The sequence below is a fragment of the Zwartia lucis genome, from assembly GCF_965234455.1.
GTDB lineage: Bacteria > Pseudomonadota > Gammaproteobacteria > Burkholderiales > Burkholderiaceae_B > Zwartia > Zwartia lucis.
On the sequence record NZ_OZ248474.1, the window covers coordinates 224,770 to 239,097 of the forward strand.

Below are 14,328 nucleotides of genomic sequence, written 5' to 3' on the forward strand. Positions count from 1 at the left end.
TCGCTTATCTCATTGGTATATTCGCGCCCTTGAAGTTAGCCTTCTTGAGCAATGAATCGTACTGGTGAGACATCATGTAGGCCTGAACCTGTGCCATGAAGTCCATCGTAACTACAACAATAATCAGCAAAGAGGTGCCGCCAAAGTAAAACGGTACATTCCAACGCATGACTAAAAACTCTGGAACCAAACACACCACTGTGATGTACAAAGCACCAGCGAGCGTCAACCGCATCAAAATCTTGTCGATAAATCGTGCTGTTTGCTCACCAGGACGAATCCCTGGAACGAAGGCACCACTTTTCTTCAAGTTATCTGCTGTCTCTCGGCTATTAAAAACAAGCGCGGTGTAGAAAAAGCAGAAGAAAATAATTGCCGTTGCGTAAAGCGTAAGATAGAGCGGTTGACGTGGGGCCAAAGCAGCAGCCAAATCACCGAGCCATCGCATACTCTCCGCGCTGGAAAACCAGCTTGCTATCGTCGCTGGAAACAAAATGATCGATGAAGCAAAAATCGGTGGGATCACACCCGCCATATTCAACTTCAATGGCAGATGTGAAGTCTGACCGCCGTAAACCTTATTTCCCACTTGTCGCTTGGCGTAGTTCACAGTGATTTTACGTTGTCCACGCTCAACCAACACAACAAACGCTGTTACTAGCACAGCTAAAGTGATAATAAATAGGGCGGAAAAACCCGACATTGCATTTGTTCGAACCAAATCAAGCAGCCCTGCTACTGCGCTCGGTAAACCAGACACAATACCTGCAAAAATTAGAATCGAAATACCATTGCCCAAACCACGCTCAGTGATTTGCTCACCCAACCACATCACAAACATCGTACCTGTTACAAGAGTCACGATAGTTGTCAGGCGGAACATTACACCCGGCTCAATGACCAAGCCTGGCTGAGACTCCAAGGCAACTGATATACCAACCGCCTGAATCAAAGCCAATACAACCGTTCCGTAACGTGTGTATTGTGTAATCTTTCGACGGCCAGCTTCACCGTCCTTTTTAATCGCTTCGAGTGTTGGTACCACCACAGACATCAACTGCATAATGATGGATGCAGAAATGTAAGGCATGATACCTAAAGCAAAAATCGAGAAACGCTCGAGCGCACCACCTGAAAACATATTGAACAGGCCGAGAATTCCGCCCTGATTTTCACGAAACAAGTCTGCCAAGGAATCTGGGTTGATGCCTGGAACAGGAATATGCGTACCCAGGCGGAAAACCACCAGTGCGAGCACCAAGAACACTAGACGGCGCTTTAAATCGCCATAACGTGAACCTGATTTTCCTGCGGACTGTGCTGTTGCCATTCTTTAATCCGTCTTAAGCGATCGAGCCACCGGCGGCTTCAATTGAAGCACGCGCACCAGCTGAAGCACCAATACCCTTGAGGGACACTTTACGTGAAAGTTCGCCAGATTTAAAAACTTTGACGTAACGCACTTGCGTACCCACTACACCTGCCTGCTTAAGCACTTGCACGTCGACTTCTTCGACAGGCAATGACTGTAAGTCAGACAAACGAATCTGTGCATACAGATGACCGTCTAATGTAGAAAAGCCACGCTTTGGTAGGCGACGTTGCAAAGGCATTTGACCGCCTTCAAAACCGACTTTATGAAAACCACCCGTACGTGACTTCTGGCCTTTGTGGCCGCGACCGGATGTTTTACCTAAGCCTGAACCGATACCGCGACCGACACGACGTTTTGCGTGTGTTGAGCCTTCGGCTGGCTTGATTGTGTTTAATTGAGTAATCGACATCGTGATTCCTTTCAGACGTCCGAAGCAGTCACGAGATAATCAACTTTGTTGATCATTCCGCGAACTTCAGGAGTGTCTTTGAGCACTTTGCTGCTGTTGACACGACGCAAACCAAGGCCACGAACGGTGTCGCGATGGTCTTGCTTGGTACCGATGGTCGAACGGACCAGGGTGACTTTGACTTGTTTTTCAGCCATGACTTACCCCAAAATCTCTTCAACGGTCTTGCCGCGCTTGGCAGCAACATCCGACGGTGTGAGCGAATTGCGCAGGCCGTTAAGCGTGGCACGAACCATGTTGTAAGGGTTGCTTGAACCGAGGCTCTTTGCCACGACGTTACGCACACCCATCACATCAAAAATAGCGCGCATTGGGCCACCGGCAATCACGCCAGTACCTTCAGCTGCCGGCGAAATCAGTACTGTCGATGCGCCATGCTTTCCGACGACTGTATGGTGGAGCGTACCGTTCTTTAGGGCAACCTTGAACAGTTCGCGACGCGCCTGCTCCATTGCCTTTTGAACTGCCACGGGCACTTCACGTGCCTTGCCCTTACCCATACCGACTCGGCCGTCACCATCACCGACCACGGTCAGTGCAGCAAAACTCATGGTACGACCACCTTTAACGACTTTACTGACGCGGTTAACCGCGATCATTTTTTCGCGAAGGCCGTCATCACGCTCTTCAGGAGCGTTCTTGCGTTGTTCTTTAGCCATTTGACTGTTCCTCGCTTAAAACTTCAGACCGGCTTCACGCGCGGCATCGGCCAAGGCTTTTACACGGCCGTGGTAACGGAAACCTGAACGATCGAAAGCCACAAGCTCAATACCAGCAGCTTTAGCTTTCTCTGCAACACGTTTACCGATCAATGAAGCTGCAGCGGCATTACCACCTGCTCCTGATTGACCTGCGAGTTGCTGACGTACTTCTGGTTCAACAGTAGATGCTGAAACCAGAATACGATCGCCTTCGGGCGAAATAATGTTTGCATAGATGTGCGAGTTCGAGCGGAAAACCTGAAGGCGATTAACTCGCAACTCAGCGATTTTCTTACGCGTCGGCACTGCGCGACGCAAACGGGAAATTTTTTTGTCCATGATCTTTCCTTGTTTGCGCGATTATTTCTTCTTGGTTTCTTTGATGATGACATGCTCATCGACGTAACGCACACCCTTGCCCTTGTAAGGCTCTGGCGGACGATAAGCACGAATTTCAGCAGCCACCTGACCAACTACCTGCTTGTCCGAACCCTTCAGAACGATTTCAGTCTGGGTTGGGCATTCGGCTTTTACGCCTTCAGGCATGGGATGGACAACATCATGTGAAAAACCAAGTTGCAATTTAATCGCGTTACCCTGGATTGCGGCGCGGTAACCCACACCAACCAGAGTCAACTTACGCTCAAAGCCTTTGCTAACGCCTGTCACCATGTTCGCAACGAGTGCGCGCAGAGTTCCGGACATTGCTTTTGCTTCGCGGGAGTCATTCGCAACGATAAAAGAAAGCTTACCGCCGTCTTCGTTTACGATGACGTTGCCAATTAGTGTCTGGTTCAATGTGCCCAAAGGTCCTTTTACGGAAATTTGATTGGCAGTGATTGTCGCCTCTACACCTTTTGGCAACTCGACTGGATATTTAGCAATACGTGACATTTGGTTTTCTCCTTAAGCCACGTAGCAGAGGACTTCGCCGCCCACGCCATTGGCGCGTGCTTTACGATCAGTCATCACACCACGTGAAGTGGAGACAATTGCCACACCCAAGCCATTCATCACCTGAGGAATGCTTCCATTGCCTTTGTAAATACGCAAGCCAGGGCGCGAAACACGTTCGATGCGCTCAATAACTGGACGACCCGCGTAATACTTAAGCGTGATTTCAAGTTCAGGCTTTTGGACTGTACCTTTAATCGTAAATCCATCAACATAACCTTCGTCCTGAAGCACGGCAGCAATGGCTACCTTGAGCTTGGAGGAGGGCATGGTCACCGATGTTTTGTCTACCTGCTGCGCATTACGAATGCGTGTCAGCATATCGGCGATAGGGTCGCTCATGCTCATATTTTATTCTCCTACCAGCTAGCTTTGGTCATGCCGGGGATTTCACCCTTCATAGCCAATTCACGCAGTTTCATACGGCCAAGTCCGAACTTGCTGAACACGCCACGCGCACGTCCTGTAATCGCACAGCGATTACGCTGACGACATGGGCTCGAATTACGTGGAAGTTGCTGAAATTTCAGCCGCGCTTCGTAGCGCTCTTCGTCGGTCTTGGATGAATCATCGATAATCGCCTTGAGAGCAGCGCGCTTGGCAGCAAATTTCTCTGCTGTCATTTTGCGCTTGATATCGCGATTGATCATTGAAAGTTTAGCCACGTCTGCGCTCCTTAGTTGCGGAACGGGAAGCTAAAGGCTGTTAACAGCGCCTTGGCTTCTTCGTCTGTCTTAGCGGTTGTGGTGATGCTGATATTCATCCCACGCAACACGTCGATTTTGTCGTATTCAATTTCAGGGAAAATGATCTGCTCTTTAACCCCGATGTTGTAGTTGCCACGACCATCAAACGCACGACCTGAAATACCACGGAAGTCACGGACGCGAGGCAGTGCCACGGAAACTAGACGATCGAGGAATTCATACATACGCTGACCACGCAATGTCACCATACAACCAATTGGGTAATCTTCGCGGATTTTGAAACCTGCGATCGCCTTTTTAGTTTTGGTAATCACTGGCTTTTGGCCGGCAATCTTTGTCAGATCTGAAACCGCATGATCAATGACTTTTTTATCAGCAACGGCTTCGGAGACGCCCATGTTCAAGGTGACTTTCGTCACACGAGGAACCTGCATCACGCTCTTGTAGCCAAACTGCTCTGTCAGTGCTGGAGCAATCTTCTGCAAATAGAGTTCTTGGAAACGAGACATTTTATTCGCCCCTTAAGCTTTCACGCCAACGGTCTCGCCGCTGGAACGAAAAATACGCACGTTGCGACCGTCTACTTCTTTGAACCCAACGCGATCACCTTTTCCGGTGGCTGGATTGAAGAGCGCAATGTTCGAAATATGGATCGGCATTGTTTTTTCGATAATGCCGCCTGTTGTTCCCTGCATCGGATTGGGCTTGACGTGCTTTTTAACCATGTTGATGCCTTCAACCAATACATGGTCTTCATCAAGACGGGCCAACACAGTACCACGACGCTTTTTGTCACGTCCTGTCAGCACGACGACTTCGTCGCCTTTACGGATTTTGTTCATTTACGGCTCCTTACAGCACTTCGGGCGCCAAGGACACGATCTTCATGAACTTTTCGCCACGCAATTCGCGCGTAACGGGTCCAAAGATACGCGTGCCAATGGGCTCGAGTTTGGCGTTAAGCAAAACGGCAGCATTACCACCGAAGCGAATACGTGAACCGTCTTTACGACGAACACCATGTGCCGTACGAACGACAACAGCGTTATAAATCTCGCCTTTCTTGACACGACCACGTGGGGCCGCATCCTTGACGGTAACCTTGATAACATCGCCGATAGCAGCATAGCGGCGTTTTGAGCCACCTAGCACCTTGATACACATGACTGAACGTGCGCCAGTGTTATCGGCCACGTCTAACGTGGTCTGCATTTGGATCATGATTTTTCCTGTTCCAACTTAACCAAAAAAACTACTTGCCTCAGGCTTGTAGTTCAATCAGTCAGTTTTGGTCCCGTTAGGTGCCACATAGCACCCTAGGTTGAAATCTGCTAATTATTCCTTTGATCACACTCTGTATTCCAGCTGTTTGGCTTTAAATACCCAATGCGAATTGCGGGAGAGCTGTGCAGTATATCCTAGTATTTTTTTTTGTGCAAGTCTGCTTAAGATATGTCATATTATCTACCTACCTTTAATACCTTTTTTATTGTTGTATTGGAAACCTTATGTACCCAAAACAGTCTTTGTATATCAATGGTGAGTTTATCTCCGGCGAAGGCCGACAGACCCAGACCATCATCAATCCTGCTACTCAGGAAGTTCTTGGTCATCTCCCACATGCTAGCCAGGCCGATCTTGACATGGCACTTCAGTCAGCTGAATTGGCTTTTGCAAGCTGGAAAAAGTCCTCTCCCATGGATCGCTCAGCTATTTTGCGTAAGGTTGGTCAACTTACTCGCGATCGTGCGCAAGAAATTGCCCGCAATATGACGCTCGATCAAGGCAAACCCCTCGCCGAAGCTCTTGGAGAGGTTGTTGGCTGCGCGGATCATTGCGATTGGCATGCTGAGGAATGTCGTCGTATTTATGGACGCGTCGTTTTGCCTAGAAATCCTGATGTTCGTCAGCTTGTTTTGAAAGAACCGATTGGTGTTTGTGTCGCCTTCACTCCTTGGAACTTCCCCTATAACCAGGCTATTCGTAAAATTTGTGCCGCTGTTGGTGCTGGTTGTACAGTTATTCTAAAAGGCCCTGAAGACTCTCCTAGCGCTGTCATGGCGATTGCTCAAATGTTCCACGATGCTGGCCTTCCTCCTGGCGTGTTGAATCTTGTTTGGGGTGAGCCTGCCAAGGTTTCAGACTATTTGATTCGTTCGCCTATTAGTCGCAAGGTTTCGTTTACTGGCTCGGTTCCGGTTGGCAAGCAGCTTGCAGCCCTCGCTGGTGCCCATATGAAGCGCGTGACCATGGAGCTTGGTGGCCACTCGCCCGTCATCGTTTTTGATGATGCAGATATTGATCGCGCTGCAACCATGCTTGCGAAATTCAAAATTAGAAATGCTGGCCAAGTTTGTGTATCACCAACGCGCTTTTATGTTCAGAAAAAGTCCTACGATAAGTTTCTCGCCAAGTTTCTTGATGTTCTCAAGAGCGTCAAAGTTGGTAATGGTTTGGATGAGGGCGTTGAGATGGGCCCACTCGCCCATGAGCGTCGTGTGCCCGCGATCAGCAGATTTGTCGAGGATGCGCGCAAAAGAGGTGCAACAATCGAGCTTGGTGGTGATGCGATGAGTGGTAAAGGTTTCTTCTTTCCACCCACAGTTATTACTGGCCTGAAAGATGACGCTTTGTTGATGACCGAAGAACCTTTTGGTCCGATTGCACCTATCGTACCTTTTGACAATCTCGACGAGGTCATTACCCGTGCTAACAGCTTGCCATTTGGGCTGTCTTCTTACATCTTTACCAACTCTTTACAGACCGCAACAAAGATTTCAAATTCTATTGAAGCAGGTATGGTCAACATTAATCATTTTGGTAGTGCCTTGCCAGAAACACCCTTTGGGGGAATCAAGGATAGCGGCATTGGAAGTGAAGGCGGTTCAGAAACATTTGATGGATACCTCGTCACCAAGTTTGTCACACACATTTGATGACTTTGCCGTGCGCTCTTTATGAGCGCACAAAAAAAAAGCGACGATTAACTCGTCGCTTTTTTTCATACAGATCGGACTTTAGATTTCGCGAGCTGCTTCGATCAATTTCGTTGCTGTCCAAGATTTGGAGCGTGAAATGGGTCGGCCTTCTGCGATTTCTACCGTATCGCCTTCGTTGTACTGATTGGTTTCGTCATGCGCCTTGTATTTTGCAGAGCGCATGATGATCTTGCCAAGCATTGGATGCTTAACACGACGCTCGACCAGCACCACGATAGTTTTATCCATCTTGTTGCTAACGACCTTACCAACCAACGTACGCTGACGCTTTGGTTTTGTAGCTTGAGCTGTGGTCATATTATGATCCCGCCTTCTCAGTCATCAGTGTACGAACGCGGGCAATATCGCGACGCACTTTGCTGATCTGAGTGTGATTGGTGAGCTGCTGAGTAGCCCGCTGCATACGCAGACCGAACTGAGCCTTCAGCAGGCTTTCGAGCTCTTGTCCGAGCTCGGCGGTTGTTTTTGCACGAAGTTCGCTTGCTTTCATATCGATTCCTTAAGATCCGAGGTGCCGCGCGACGAACGTTGTGGAGATTGGAAGCTTAGCAGCCGCCAGGCGAAACGCCTCACGCGCAATTTCTTCACTCACACCTTCCATTTCGTACAACACTTTACCTGGCTGGATTTCAGCAACCCAATACTCTGGATTACCTTTACCGTTACCCATCCGCACTTCAGCCGGTTTCTGTGAAATAGGCTTATCAGGGAAGATACGGATCCAAATACGTCCACCACGTTTAATGTGGCGGTTAATCGCACGACGTGCAGATTCGATTTGACGGGCAGTTAAACGACCACGACCAGTGGCCTTTAAACCGAACTCGCCAAACGAAACGTCAGCGCCGCGCGTAGCGAGACCCGTATTACGGCCTTTTTGCTCTTTGCGATATTTCCTGCGTGCTGGTTGCAGCATGCTTATTCTCCTTCGGGCGCAGGCGCAGCGGCATCAGCCTTGCGCGGTGCGCGACCACGTCCAGCGGGACGAGCTGCCGGACGACCACCTTCGGGCTTGTCAGCACGAGGGGCACGACGCGGACGGCGCTCTTCTTCGCGGGGCGCAACGGTTTCAACAGGCATTTCGCCGTTAGGTAACATGTCGCCTTTATAGACCCAGACTTTGATGCCGATCACACCATAGGTGGTATGGGCTTCTGAAGTACCGTAGTCAATATTTGCACGCAACGTATGGAGTGGCACGCGACCTTCGCGATACCATTCTGTACGAGCAATCTCGATACCATTCAATCGGCCTGCGCTCATGATCTTGATGCCAAGGGCACCCAGACGCATTGCATTTTGCATGGCGCGCTTCATAGCGCGACGGAACATGATCCGCTTTTCTAGCTGTTGCGAAATAGAATCCGCAATCAGCTGAGCATCGGTTTCTGGTTTGCGAATTTCTTCGATGTTGACGTGAACGGGCACGCCCATCAAACGCTGCAAATCAGCCTTGAGGCCTTCGATGTCCTCGCCACGCTTTCCAATTACGACGCCCGGACGAGCCGAGTAAACCGTAATACGCGCGTTTTTAGCAGGACGCTCGATGACCACACGGCCAACGGATGCGCTTTTAAGTTTCTTTTTGAGGTATTCACGAACGCGGATATCAGAGACAAGCATGCCACCGAAATCTTTATCGTCTGCGTACCACTTCGAGCCCCAATTACGTGTAACCGCAAGGCGGAACCCAATCGGGTGAATTTTCTGACCCATCGTGACTCCTTAGGCTCCGACCTTCACAGTAATGTGGCAGGTCTGCTTTTCAATCTGGTTACCGCGCCCTTTGGCTCGTGCGGAAAAGCGCTTCATCGACTCGGCCTTATCCACAAAAATCGTGGTGACCTTAAGTTCGTCGATATCTGCACCGTCGTTGTGCTCGGCATTGGCGATTGCTGACTCAACAGCTTTCTTCAAGATGCCGGCGGCCTTCTTATTTGTGAAGGTCAGGATATTCAAAGCCTGAGCAACAGACTTGCCACGGATAAGATCCGCAACGAGTCGTGTTTTCTGGGCTGAGATATGCACCCCACGGATAATGGCTTGAGTTTCCATGAATTACCTCTTGGCCTTTTTGTCTGCTGCGTGACCTTTAAAGGTACGTGTCAACGCAAACTCACCGAGTTTATGTCCAACCATGTTCTCATTGATATAAACGGGAACGTGTTGGCGACCGTTATGAACAGCAATCGTCAGACCTATGAAGTCTGGCAAGATCGTTGAACGACGTGACCAAGTTTTGATCGGCTTCTTGCCCTTTTCGGCGATTGCAACCTCGACCTTTTTGATCAAGTGTGCATCGACGAATGGGCCTTTCTTGACTGAACGTGACATGATTCGCCCTCTTATTTACGCTTGCGGCGCTGGACGATCATATTGTCCGTCCGCTTGTTACTACGAGTCTTGTAACCCTTAGCTGGGGTACCCCATGGACTGCGTGGCTCGCCGCCTTCGCCGGTACGACCTTCACCACCGCCGTGTGGGTGATCAACCGGGTTCATTGCGACACCACGTACCGTGGGACGAATACCGCGCCAACGAACTGCACCGGCTTTGCCAATTTGACGCAAGCTGTGCTCTTCGTTGCCAACTTCACCGATCGTAGCTCGGCATTCAATGTGCACACGACGGACTTCACCTGAGCGCAGGCGAACCTGAGCGTAAGTACCTTCGCGAGCCAACAGAACTGCCGAGGCGCCAGCTGAACGTGCCATTTGGGCACCTTTACCAGGCAACATTTCGATACAGTGAATTGTTGTACCCACCGGAATATTGCGAATAGGCAGTGTATTGCCTGCGCGGATGGGGGCTTCGATACCCGACAACAGCGTAGCACCTACCTCAAGACCTCGAGGAGCAATAATGTAACGACGCTCACCATCTGCATAACAAAGCAAAGCGATGTGTGCCGTGCGGTTTGGGTCGTATTCTAAGCGTTCGACTTTTGCTGGAATGCCGTCTTTGTTGCGACGGAAATCCACAAGTCGGTAGTGCTGCTTATGACCACCGCCACGATGACGAATTGTGATGTGGCCGTTGTTGTTACGACCAGAACCACGAATCTGTTTTTCAAGCAACGAAGCAACCGGTTTGCCTTTGTGCAGCGTAGGTGTGACCACCTTTAGCATGCCTCGACGACCGGGCGAGGTTGGCTTAACTTTTAAGAGAGCCATTTAGTTGACCTCCGCCAGGTTGATTTCTTGACCTTCTTTGAGCGAAACATAGGCCTTGCGCTCGTTGCGACGGCGACCGACGAAACGACCGAAACGCTTTGCTTTACCTTTGCGGTTTAAAACCTGAACTGCGTCGACTTGCACTTTGAAGAGCAACTCAACAGCAGCTTTGATTTCAGGTTTAGTCGCATCGGCAATAACGCGAAAAGCGACCTGATTATTCTTCTCTGCTACAAACGTGGCTTTTTCCGTCACGATTGGTGCCAAGATGATTTGCATTAGACGATGATCGTTCATGCCAGCATCTCCTCGAGTTGAGCGATGGCCGACTTTGTGATCAGTACTTTTTTGTAGTGGATCAACGAGAGCGGATCGGCATTGCGCGGCTCGACGACAGCAACATGCGGCAAATTGCGCGTCGCGAGGTAAAGGTTTTCATCGACTGAATCGGTGATGATCAACACGGACTCCATTCCCAAGCTTTTGAGCTTTTCAGCTGCCAGCTTGGTCTTTGGCGACTCGAGCGTGAACGAATCAACAATTGAAATACGGTCTTCGCGAGCTAACTGGGAAAGAATCGAACGGATACCCGCACGATACATTTTCTTGTTCACTTTTTGACTGAAGTTTTCTTCAGGCGAATTTGGGAATGCTCGACCACCACCACGCCACAAGGGAGATGATGTCATACCAGCACGGGCGCGGCCTGTGCCTTTTTGATTAAATGGCTTTTTAGTCGAGTGACGAACTGCATCGCGACCTTTTTGAGCACGGTTACCTGAGCGCGCATTCGCCTGAAAGGCAATAACGATCTGGTGGACGAGTGCTTCGTTGAAATCACGACCAAAAACGGTGTCAGGGGCTGCAAATATTGCCGAAGACTGACCTTGGTCATTTAGGAGCTTGATATCCATATATTAGGCTCCCTTTTTAGCAGGTGCTTTGACTGCCGGATGCACGAGAATGTCTCCGCCAGCATAGCCAGGGACAGCGCCCTTGACCATCAGGAGACCACGCTCAGCGTCAACACGGACGACGTCAAGGTTTTGCACGGTACGGGTGTCATCACCAAGGTGGCCAGACATGCGCTTACCGGGGAAAATACGACCAGGATCTTGAGCTTGACCAATCGAACCAGGTACGCGGTGCGAACGGCTGTTACCGTGCGATGCGCGCTGTGATTTGAAGTGGTGACGCTTGATCGTGCCGGCGAAACCTTTACCAATCGTGGTGCCAGTGACGTCGACTTGCTGGCCGGCTTCGAACACGCTCTCAACAGCGACCACGCTACCAGGCGTGAATTCGGCTGCGCGAGCAGGATCGAGACGGAATTCTTTGAGGATACTACCGGCCTCTACACCAGCTTTGGCGTAATGACCTGTTTGTGGCTTGGCTACACGGGAAGCGCGACGAGCGCCGTAAGCGACTTGAATGGCGGCATAGCCGTCAGACTCAAGTGACTTTACCTGGGTGACGCGGTTGTTCGACACGTCCAGTACAGTTACAGGGATGGACTCGCCATCTTCCGTAAAAATACGGGTCATGCCGACCTTGCGGCCCACCAGCCCAAGCCGATGTGCGGCAGGCGTGGGTGTCGATTTCGACATCATTTTCTCCGGGGTAAAAACCCGATTCCCGACTTCGATTGGTCGGGGCTGATAAAACCCGAATATTTCGGGTGCTCATTTTTTTTCTTACCGAATTTCGGCAAGTCTTGCATTCTAGCACCAATCTTTGCTGCATTGCAAGCCAAACCGGCTTGTAATGCAGCACTCATGCGGCACTAAAGTCTAAATTTAATTATTGCAATGCGATTTCAACATCGACACCTGCAGGTAAATCAAGGCGCATCAGTGCGTCAACTGTTTTATCGGTTGGATCAACGATGTCCATCAAGCGCTGATGTGTACGGATCTCGAACTGATCACGAGATGTTTTGTTCACGTGTGGTGAACGTAACACGTCGTAACGACGAATACGTGTTGGAAGAGGAACCGGTCCTCGTACCACTGCACCGGTACGCTTGGCCGTATCAACGATCTCTGCAGCCGACTGATCGATAAGTTTGTAATCAAACGCTTTCAGACGGATTCGGATTTTTTGATTTTTCATGTCGATTCTCAAAGAGCGATATGCTGCGAGGGATTAAGCTCGCAGCGAAACAATTTACTTCAGGATTTTAGCAACAACTCCGGCGCCGACGGTACGGCCACCTTCGCGAATTGCAAAACGCAGACCTTCTTCCATCGCAATCGGTGCGAGCAGCTTAACTGTCATCCCAACGTTGTCACCTGGCAGCACCATTTCTTTGTCTGCTGGCAACTCGATCGTGCCCGTCACGTCCGTTGTACGGAAGTAGAACTGGGGACGATAGCCGTTAAAGAATGGCGTGTGACGGCCACCTTCGTCTTTCGACAGAATGTACACCTCGGCGGTAAAGTCCGTGTGTGGCTTGATCGAGCCGGGCTTGGCCAACACTTGACCGCGCTCGATTTCTTCACGCTTGGTGCCACGCAACAAGATGCCAACGTTATCGCCCGCCATACCCTGGTCAAGCAGCTTGCGGAACATCTCAACGCCTGTGCACGTTGTCTTCAGTGTGTCGTGGATACCGATAATTTCGATTTCCTCACCAACTTTGACAATCCCGCGCTCGATACGTCCCGTCACCACGGTGCCGCGACCCGAGATCGAGAACACGTCCTCGACTGGCATCAGGAACGTGCCGTCAACGGCGCGCTCTGGCGTAGGAATGTAGTTGTCCAGCGCATCAGCCAGCGCCATGATGGCCTGCTCACCGAGCTCGCCTGTGTCGCCTTCGAGGGCCAGCTTAGCTGAGCCTTTAATGATAGGTGTGTCGTCACCTGGGAAGTCGTATTTTGAAAGAAGCTCGCGCACCTCCATTTCAACCAACTCAAGCAACTCTTCATCATCAACCATGTCGGCCTTGTTCAGGAACACGATGATGTAAGGCACGCCCACCTGACGCGACAGCAAGATGTGCTCGCGTGTCTGTGGCATTGGGCCGTCAGCTGCGGACACCACCAAGACTGCGCCGTCCATCTGCGCAGCACCCGTGATCATGTTCTTGATGTAGTCGGCGTGGCCGGGGCAGTCAACGTGTGCGTAATGACGGTTAGCCGTCTCGTACTCCACGTGCGCTGTGTTAATCGTAATACCGCGTGCACGCTCTTCGGGAGCGGCATCAATCTGCGCGTAGCCTTTTGCTTCGCCACCAAACTTCTTGGACAGAACTGTTGTGATCGCTGCGGTCAACGTCGTTTTGCCGTGGTCAACGTGGCCGATTGTGCCGACGTTAACGTGTGGTTTGGTACGTTCAAACTTGCCTTTTGCCATGGCTGACTCCTGACCTGAGTTGAAGCTATTGTGAAATTAAAATGAAAATCTTCTGGTGCCCATGACGCGGATCGAACGCGTGACCTCTCCCTTACCAAGGGAGTGCTCTACCACTGAGCCACATGGGCGCATTCGCCGGGCACGCCCCACGAACCTAAAAAATCGGTATTACTAACTAGGCATTAACATCTTGGGCACTTTTTACTCAATACTTTTTACTTCTTTTGTCTAAGATCGCTTGCAAACTTTTAACCACCTGCACATTCCGCTGGAGCGGGTGAAGGGAATCGAACCCTCGTCGTAAGCTTGGAAGGCTTCTGCTCTACCATTGAGCTACACCCGCCCGTATCAAGTCTGCGTCCGTTTAAACAGTCGCCCCTTGGTGGAGAAGGTTGGATTCGAACCAACGTAGGCGCAAGGCCAACAGATTTACAGTCTGCCCCCTTTAACCACTCGGGCACCTCTCCACAAGAGAACCAACGATTATGAACGAACAATTCCCTATTGTCAAGAGCTTAGGCAATCTATATGACGCACTTTATATAGAGAATCGACTTCATAACGCAAGATTTTCAGCTAAAAATACCTTATCT

General features: G+C 50.3%; 24 protein-coding genes and 3 tRNA genes. 1 reads left to right on the forward strand and 26 read right to left on the reverse strand.

The annotated features are described in order from the left end of the window. Positions 1-4: 4 nt before the first annotated feature. The 11 genes from secY to rplN are packed head-to-tail and all read right to left on the reverse strand — an operon-like array spanning position 5 to position 5,427. A complete protein-coding gene (secY, locus tag AC8GE9_RS11765; RefSeq protein WP_506677355.1) occupies positions 5-1,330 on the reverse strand; it encodes a preprotein translocase subunit SecY in 1,326 nt (441 codons plus the stop codon). A gap of 13 nt (positions 1,331-1,343) precedes the next feature. Further along, positions 1,344-1,784: a 50S ribosomal protein L15 gene (gene rplO, locus AC8GE9_RS11770; protein WP_506677356.1), complete on the reverse strand. Its 441-nt coding sequence runs from the start codon at positions 1,782-1,784 to the stop codon at positions 1,344-1,346. A gap of 11 nt (positions 1,785-1,795) precedes the next feature. Next, positions 1,796-1,981, reverse strand: a complete 186-nt coding sequence (gene rpmD / locus AC8GE9_RS11775; RefSeq protein WP_481934573.1) for a 50S ribosomal protein L30 — start codon at positions 1,979-1,981, stop codon at positions 1,796-1,798. Positions 1,982-1,984: 3 nt separating this feature from the next. Beyond that, complete coding sequence (gene rpsE / locus AC8GE9_RS11780; protein WP_481934575.1) at positions 1,985-2,503, reverse strand: 30S ribosomal protein S5; 519 nt, start codon at positions 2,501-2,503, stop codon at positions 1,985-1,987. A 15-nt stretch (positions 2,504-2,518) separates the two neighbouring features. Beyond that, positions 2,519-2,884 (reverse strand): 50S ribosomal protein L18, encoded by a 366-nt coding sequence (gene rplR / locus AC8GE9_RS11785; RefSeq protein WP_506677357.1) that lies wholly within the window; start codon positions 2,882-2,884, stop codon positions 2,519-2,521. 21 nt (positions 2,885-2,905) lie between these two features. Continuing rightward, entirely contained in the window at positions 2,906-3,439 is a 534-nt protein-coding gene (gene rplF / locus AC8GE9_RS11790; RefSeq protein WP_506677358.1) for a 50S ribosomal protein L6, read from the reverse strand. Positions 3,440-3,451: 12 nt separating this feature from the next. Next, on the reverse strand, positions 3,452-3,847 hold the full coding sequence (gene rpsH, locus AC8GE9_RS11795; RefSeq protein WP_506677359.1) for a 30S ribosomal protein S8: 396 nt from the start codon (positions 3,845-3,847) through the stop codon (positions 3,452-3,454). A gap of 11 nt (positions 3,848-3,858) precedes the next feature. Further along, positions 3,859-4,164 carry a 30S ribosomal protein S14 gene (gene rpsN / locus AC8GE9_RS11800; protein WP_481934585.1) on the reverse strand — a complete coding sequence of 102 codons (306 nt, stop codon included), beginning with the start codon at positions 4,162-4,164 and terminating at the stop codon, positions 3,859-3,861. A gap of 11 nt (positions 4,165-4,175) precedes the next feature. After that, positions 4,176-4,715 (reverse strand): 50S ribosomal protein L5, encoded by a 540-nt coding sequence (gene rplE, locus AC8GE9_RS11805; protein ID WP_506677360.1) that lies wholly within the window; start codon positions 4,713-4,715, stop codon positions 4,176-4,178. A 12-nt stretch (positions 4,716-4,727) separates the two neighbouring features. Next, a complete protein-coding gene (gene rplX, locus AC8GE9_RS11810; RefSeq protein WP_506677361.1) occupies positions 4,728-5,048 on the reverse strand; it encodes a 50S ribosomal protein L24 in 321 nt (106 codons plus the stop codon). 10 nt (positions 5,049-5,058) lie between these two features. Then, positions 5,059-5,427: a 50S ribosomal protein L14 gene (rplN, locus tag AC8GE9_RS11815; protein WP_028816428.1), complete on the reverse strand. Its 369-nt coding sequence runs from the start codon at positions 5,425-5,427 to the stop codon at positions 5,059-5,061. 287 nt (positions 5,428-5,714) lie between these two features. Here rplN and AC8GE9_RS11820 point away from each other — a divergent pair, with 287 nt between their 5' ends. Continuing rightward, on the forward strand, positions 5,715-7,142 hold the full coding sequence (locus tag AC8GE9_RS11820; RefSeq protein ID WP_506677362.1) for an NAD-dependent succinate-semialdehyde dehydrogenase: 1,428 nt from the start codon (positions 5,715-5,717) through the stop codon (positions 7,140-7,142). A gap of 81 nt (positions 7,143-7,223) precedes the next feature. Here the strand turns inward: AC8GE9_RS11820 and rpsQ are convergent, their stop codons facing one another. The 15 genes from rpsQ to AC8GE9_RS11895 form a co-directional block, all read right to left on the reverse strand. Continuing rightward, a complete protein-coding gene (rpsQ, locus tag AC8GE9_RS11825) occupies positions 7,224-7,502 on the reverse strand; it encodes a 30S ribosomal protein S17 (RefSeq protein ID WP_028816426.1) in 279 nt (92 codons plus the stop codon). Position 7,503: 1 nt separating this feature from the next. Continuing rightward, positions 7,504-7,695, reverse strand: coding sequence for a 50S ribosomal protein L29 (gene rpmC / locus AC8GE9_RS11830; protein WP_028816425.1), 192 nt, complete (start codon positions 7,693-7,695; stop codon positions 7,504-7,506). Positions 7,696-7,704: 9 nt separating this feature from the next. Then, positions 7,705-8,121: a 50S ribosomal protein L16 gene (gene rplP, locus AC8GE9_RS11835; protein WP_028816424.1), complete on the reverse strand. Its 417-nt coding sequence runs from the start codon at positions 8,119-8,121 to the stop codon at positions 7,705-7,707. A gap of 2 nt (positions 8,122-8,123) precedes the next feature. Further along, positions 8,124-8,921 carry a 30S ribosomal protein S3 gene (gene rpsC / locus AC8GE9_RS11840; protein WP_506677363.1) on the reverse strand — a complete coding sequence of 266 codons (798 nt, stop codon included), beginning with the start codon at positions 8,919-8,921 and terminating at the stop codon, positions 8,124-8,126. Between the two features lie 9 nt (positions 8,922-8,930). Next, a complete protein-coding gene (gene rplV, locus AC8GE9_RS11845; RefSeq protein ID WP_028816422.1) occupies positions 8,931-9,260 on the reverse strand; it encodes a 50S ribosomal protein L22 in 330 nt (109 codons plus the stop codon). A gap of 3 nt (positions 9,261-9,263) precedes the next feature. Further along, a complete protein-coding gene (gene rpsS, locus AC8GE9_RS11850) occupies positions 9,264-9,539 on the reverse strand; it encodes a 30S ribosomal protein S19 (RefSeq protein WP_028816421.1) in 276 nt (91 codons plus the stop codon). Positions 9,540-9,550: 11 nt separating this feature from the next. Next, positions 9,551-10,378 carry a 50S ribosomal protein L2 gene (gene rplB, locus AC8GE9_RS11855; RefSeq protein ID WP_028816420.1) on the reverse strand — a complete coding sequence of 276 codons (828 nt, stop codon included), beginning with the start codon at positions 10,376-10,378 and terminating at the stop codon, positions 9,551-9,553. Further along, positions 10,379-10,675, reverse strand: coding sequence for a 50S ribosomal protein L23 (rplW, locus tag AC8GE9_RS11860; RefSeq protein ID WP_028816419.1), 297 nt, complete (start codon positions 10,673-10,675; stop codon positions 10,379-10,381). Further along, the gene (rplD, locus tag AC8GE9_RS11865) at positions 10,672-11,292 is read right to left on the reverse strand and encodes a 50S ribosomal protein L4 (RefSeq protein WP_506677364.1); all 621 of its coding nucleotides are present in this window, start codon (positions 11,290-11,292) and stop codon (positions 10,672-10,674) included. Before rplD ends, rplW begins: the two co-directional genes overlap by 4 nt. A 3-nt stretch (positions 11,293-11,295) precedes the next feature. After that, positions 11,296-11,985, reverse strand: a complete 690-nt coding sequence (rplC, locus tag AC8GE9_RS11870) for a 50S ribosomal protein L3 (protein WP_506677365.1) — start codon at positions 11,983-11,985, stop codon at positions 11,296-11,298. A 193-nt stretch (positions 11,986-12,178) separates the two neighbouring features. Then, positions 12,179-12,490: a 30S ribosomal protein S10 gene (gene rpsJ, locus AC8GE9_RS11875; RefSeq protein ID WP_003806903.1), complete on the reverse strand. Its 312-nt coding sequence runs from the start codon at positions 12,488-12,490 to the stop codon at positions 12,179-12,181. 54 nt (positions 12,491-12,544) lie between these two features. Then, positions 12,545-13,735 carry an elongation factor Tu gene (gene tuf / locus AC8GE9_RS11880; protein WP_506677366.1) on the reverse strand — a complete coding sequence of 397 codons (1,191 nt, stop codon included), beginning with the start codon at positions 13,733-13,735 and terminating at the stop codon, positions 12,545-12,547. 53 nt (positions 13,736-13,788) lie between these two features. Next, positions 13,789-13,863, reverse strand: a tRNA-Thr gene (locus AC8GE9_RS11885). A gap of 141 nt (positions 13,864-14,004) precedes the next feature. Beyond that, positions 14,005-14,078 (reverse strand) — tRNA-Gly (locus AC8GE9_RS11890). Between the two features lie 37 nt (positions 14,079-14,115). Further along, positions 14,116-14,202, reverse strand: a tRNA-Tyr gene (locus AC8GE9_RS11895). Between the last annotated feature and the right edge of the window lie 126 nt (positions 14,203-14,328).

Coding starts and splice junctions, on each gene's coding strand:
- secY (WP_506677355.1), bottom strand. CDS start 1,330: ATGGCAACAGCACAGTCCGCAGGAAAATCAGGTTCACGTTATGGCGAT.
- rplX (WP_506677361.1), bottom strand. CDS start 5,048: ATGAACAAAATCCGTAAAGGCGACGAAGTCGTCGTGCTGACAGGACGT.
- rplW (WP_028816419.1), bottom strand. CDS start 10,675: ATGAACGATCATCGTCTAATGCAAATCATCTTGGCACCAATCGTGACG.
- rplV (WP_028816422.1), bottom strand. CDS start 9,260: ATGGAAACTCAAGCCATTATCCGTGGGGTGCATATCTCAGCCCAGAAA.
- rplP (WP_028816424.1), bottom strand. CDS start 8,121: ATGCTGCAACCAGCACGCAGGAAATATCGCAAAGAGCAAAAAGGCCGT.
- rpmC (WP_028816425.1), bottom strand. CDS start 7,695: ATGAAAGCAAGCGAACTTCGTGCAAAAACAACCGCCGAGCTCGGACAA.
- rpsC (WP_506677363.1), bottom strand. CDS start 8,921: ATGGGTCAGAAAATTCACCCGATTGGGTTCCGCCTTGCGGTTACACGT.
- rplE (WP_506677360.1), bottom strand. CDS start 4,715: ATGTCTCGTTTCCAAGAACTCTATTTGCAGAAGATTGCTCCAGCACTG.
- rplC (WP_506677365.1), bottom strand. CDS start 11,985: ATGTCGAAATCGACACCCACGCCTGCCGCACATCGGCTTGGGCTGGTG.
- tuf (WP_506677366.1), bottom strand. CDS start 13,735: ATGGCAAAAGGCAAGTTTGAACGTACCAAACCACACGTTAACGTCGGC.
- rplN (WP_028816428.1), bottom strand. CDS start 5,427: ATGATCCAAATGCAGACCACGTTAGACGTGGCCGATAACACTGGCGCA.
- rplO (WP_506677356.1), bottom strand. CDS start 1,784: ATGTCGATTACTCAATTAAACACAATCAAGCCAGCCGAAGGCTCAACA.
- rpsE (WP_481934575.1), bottom strand. CDS start 2,503: ATGGCTAAAGAACAACGCAAGAACGCTCCTGAAGAGCGTGATGACGGC.
- rplB (WP_028816420.1), bottom strand. CDS start 10,378: ATGGCTCTCTTAAAAGTTAAGCCAACCTCGCCCGGTCGTCGAGGCATG.
- rplF (WP_506677358.1), bottom strand. CDS start 3,439: ATGTCACGTATTGCTAAATATCCAGTCGAGTTGCCAAAAGGTGTAGAG.
- rpsS (WP_028816421.1), bottom strand. CDS start 9,539: ATGTCACGTTCAGTCAAGAAAGGCCCATTCGTCGATGCACACTTGATC.
- rpsJ (WP_003806903.1), bottom strand. CDS start 12,490: ATGAAAAATCAAAAAATCCGAATCCGTCTGAAAGCGTTTGATTACAAA.
- rpmD (WP_481934573.1), bottom strand. CDS start 1,981: ATGGCTGAAAAACAAGTCAAAGTCACCCTGGTCCGTTCGACCATCGGT.
- rplR (WP_506677357.1), bottom strand. CDS start 2,884: ATGGACAAAAAAATTTCCCGTTTGCGTCGCGCAGTGCCGACGCGTAAG.
- rpsQ (WP_028816426.1), bottom strand. CDS start 7,502: ATGACCACAGCTCAAGCTACAAAACCAAAGCGTCAGCGTACGTTGGTT.
- rplD (WP_506677364.1), bottom strand. CDS start 11,292: ATGGATATCAAGCTCCTAAATGACCAAGGTCAGTCTTCGGCAATATTT.
- rpsH (WP_506677359.1), bottom strand. CDS start 3,847: ATGAGCATGAGCGACCCTATCGCCGATATGCTGACACGCATTCGTAAT.
- AC8GE9_RS11820 (WP_506677362.1), top strand. CDS start 5,715: ATGTACCCAAAACAGTCTTTGTATATCAATGGTGAGTTTATCTCCGGC.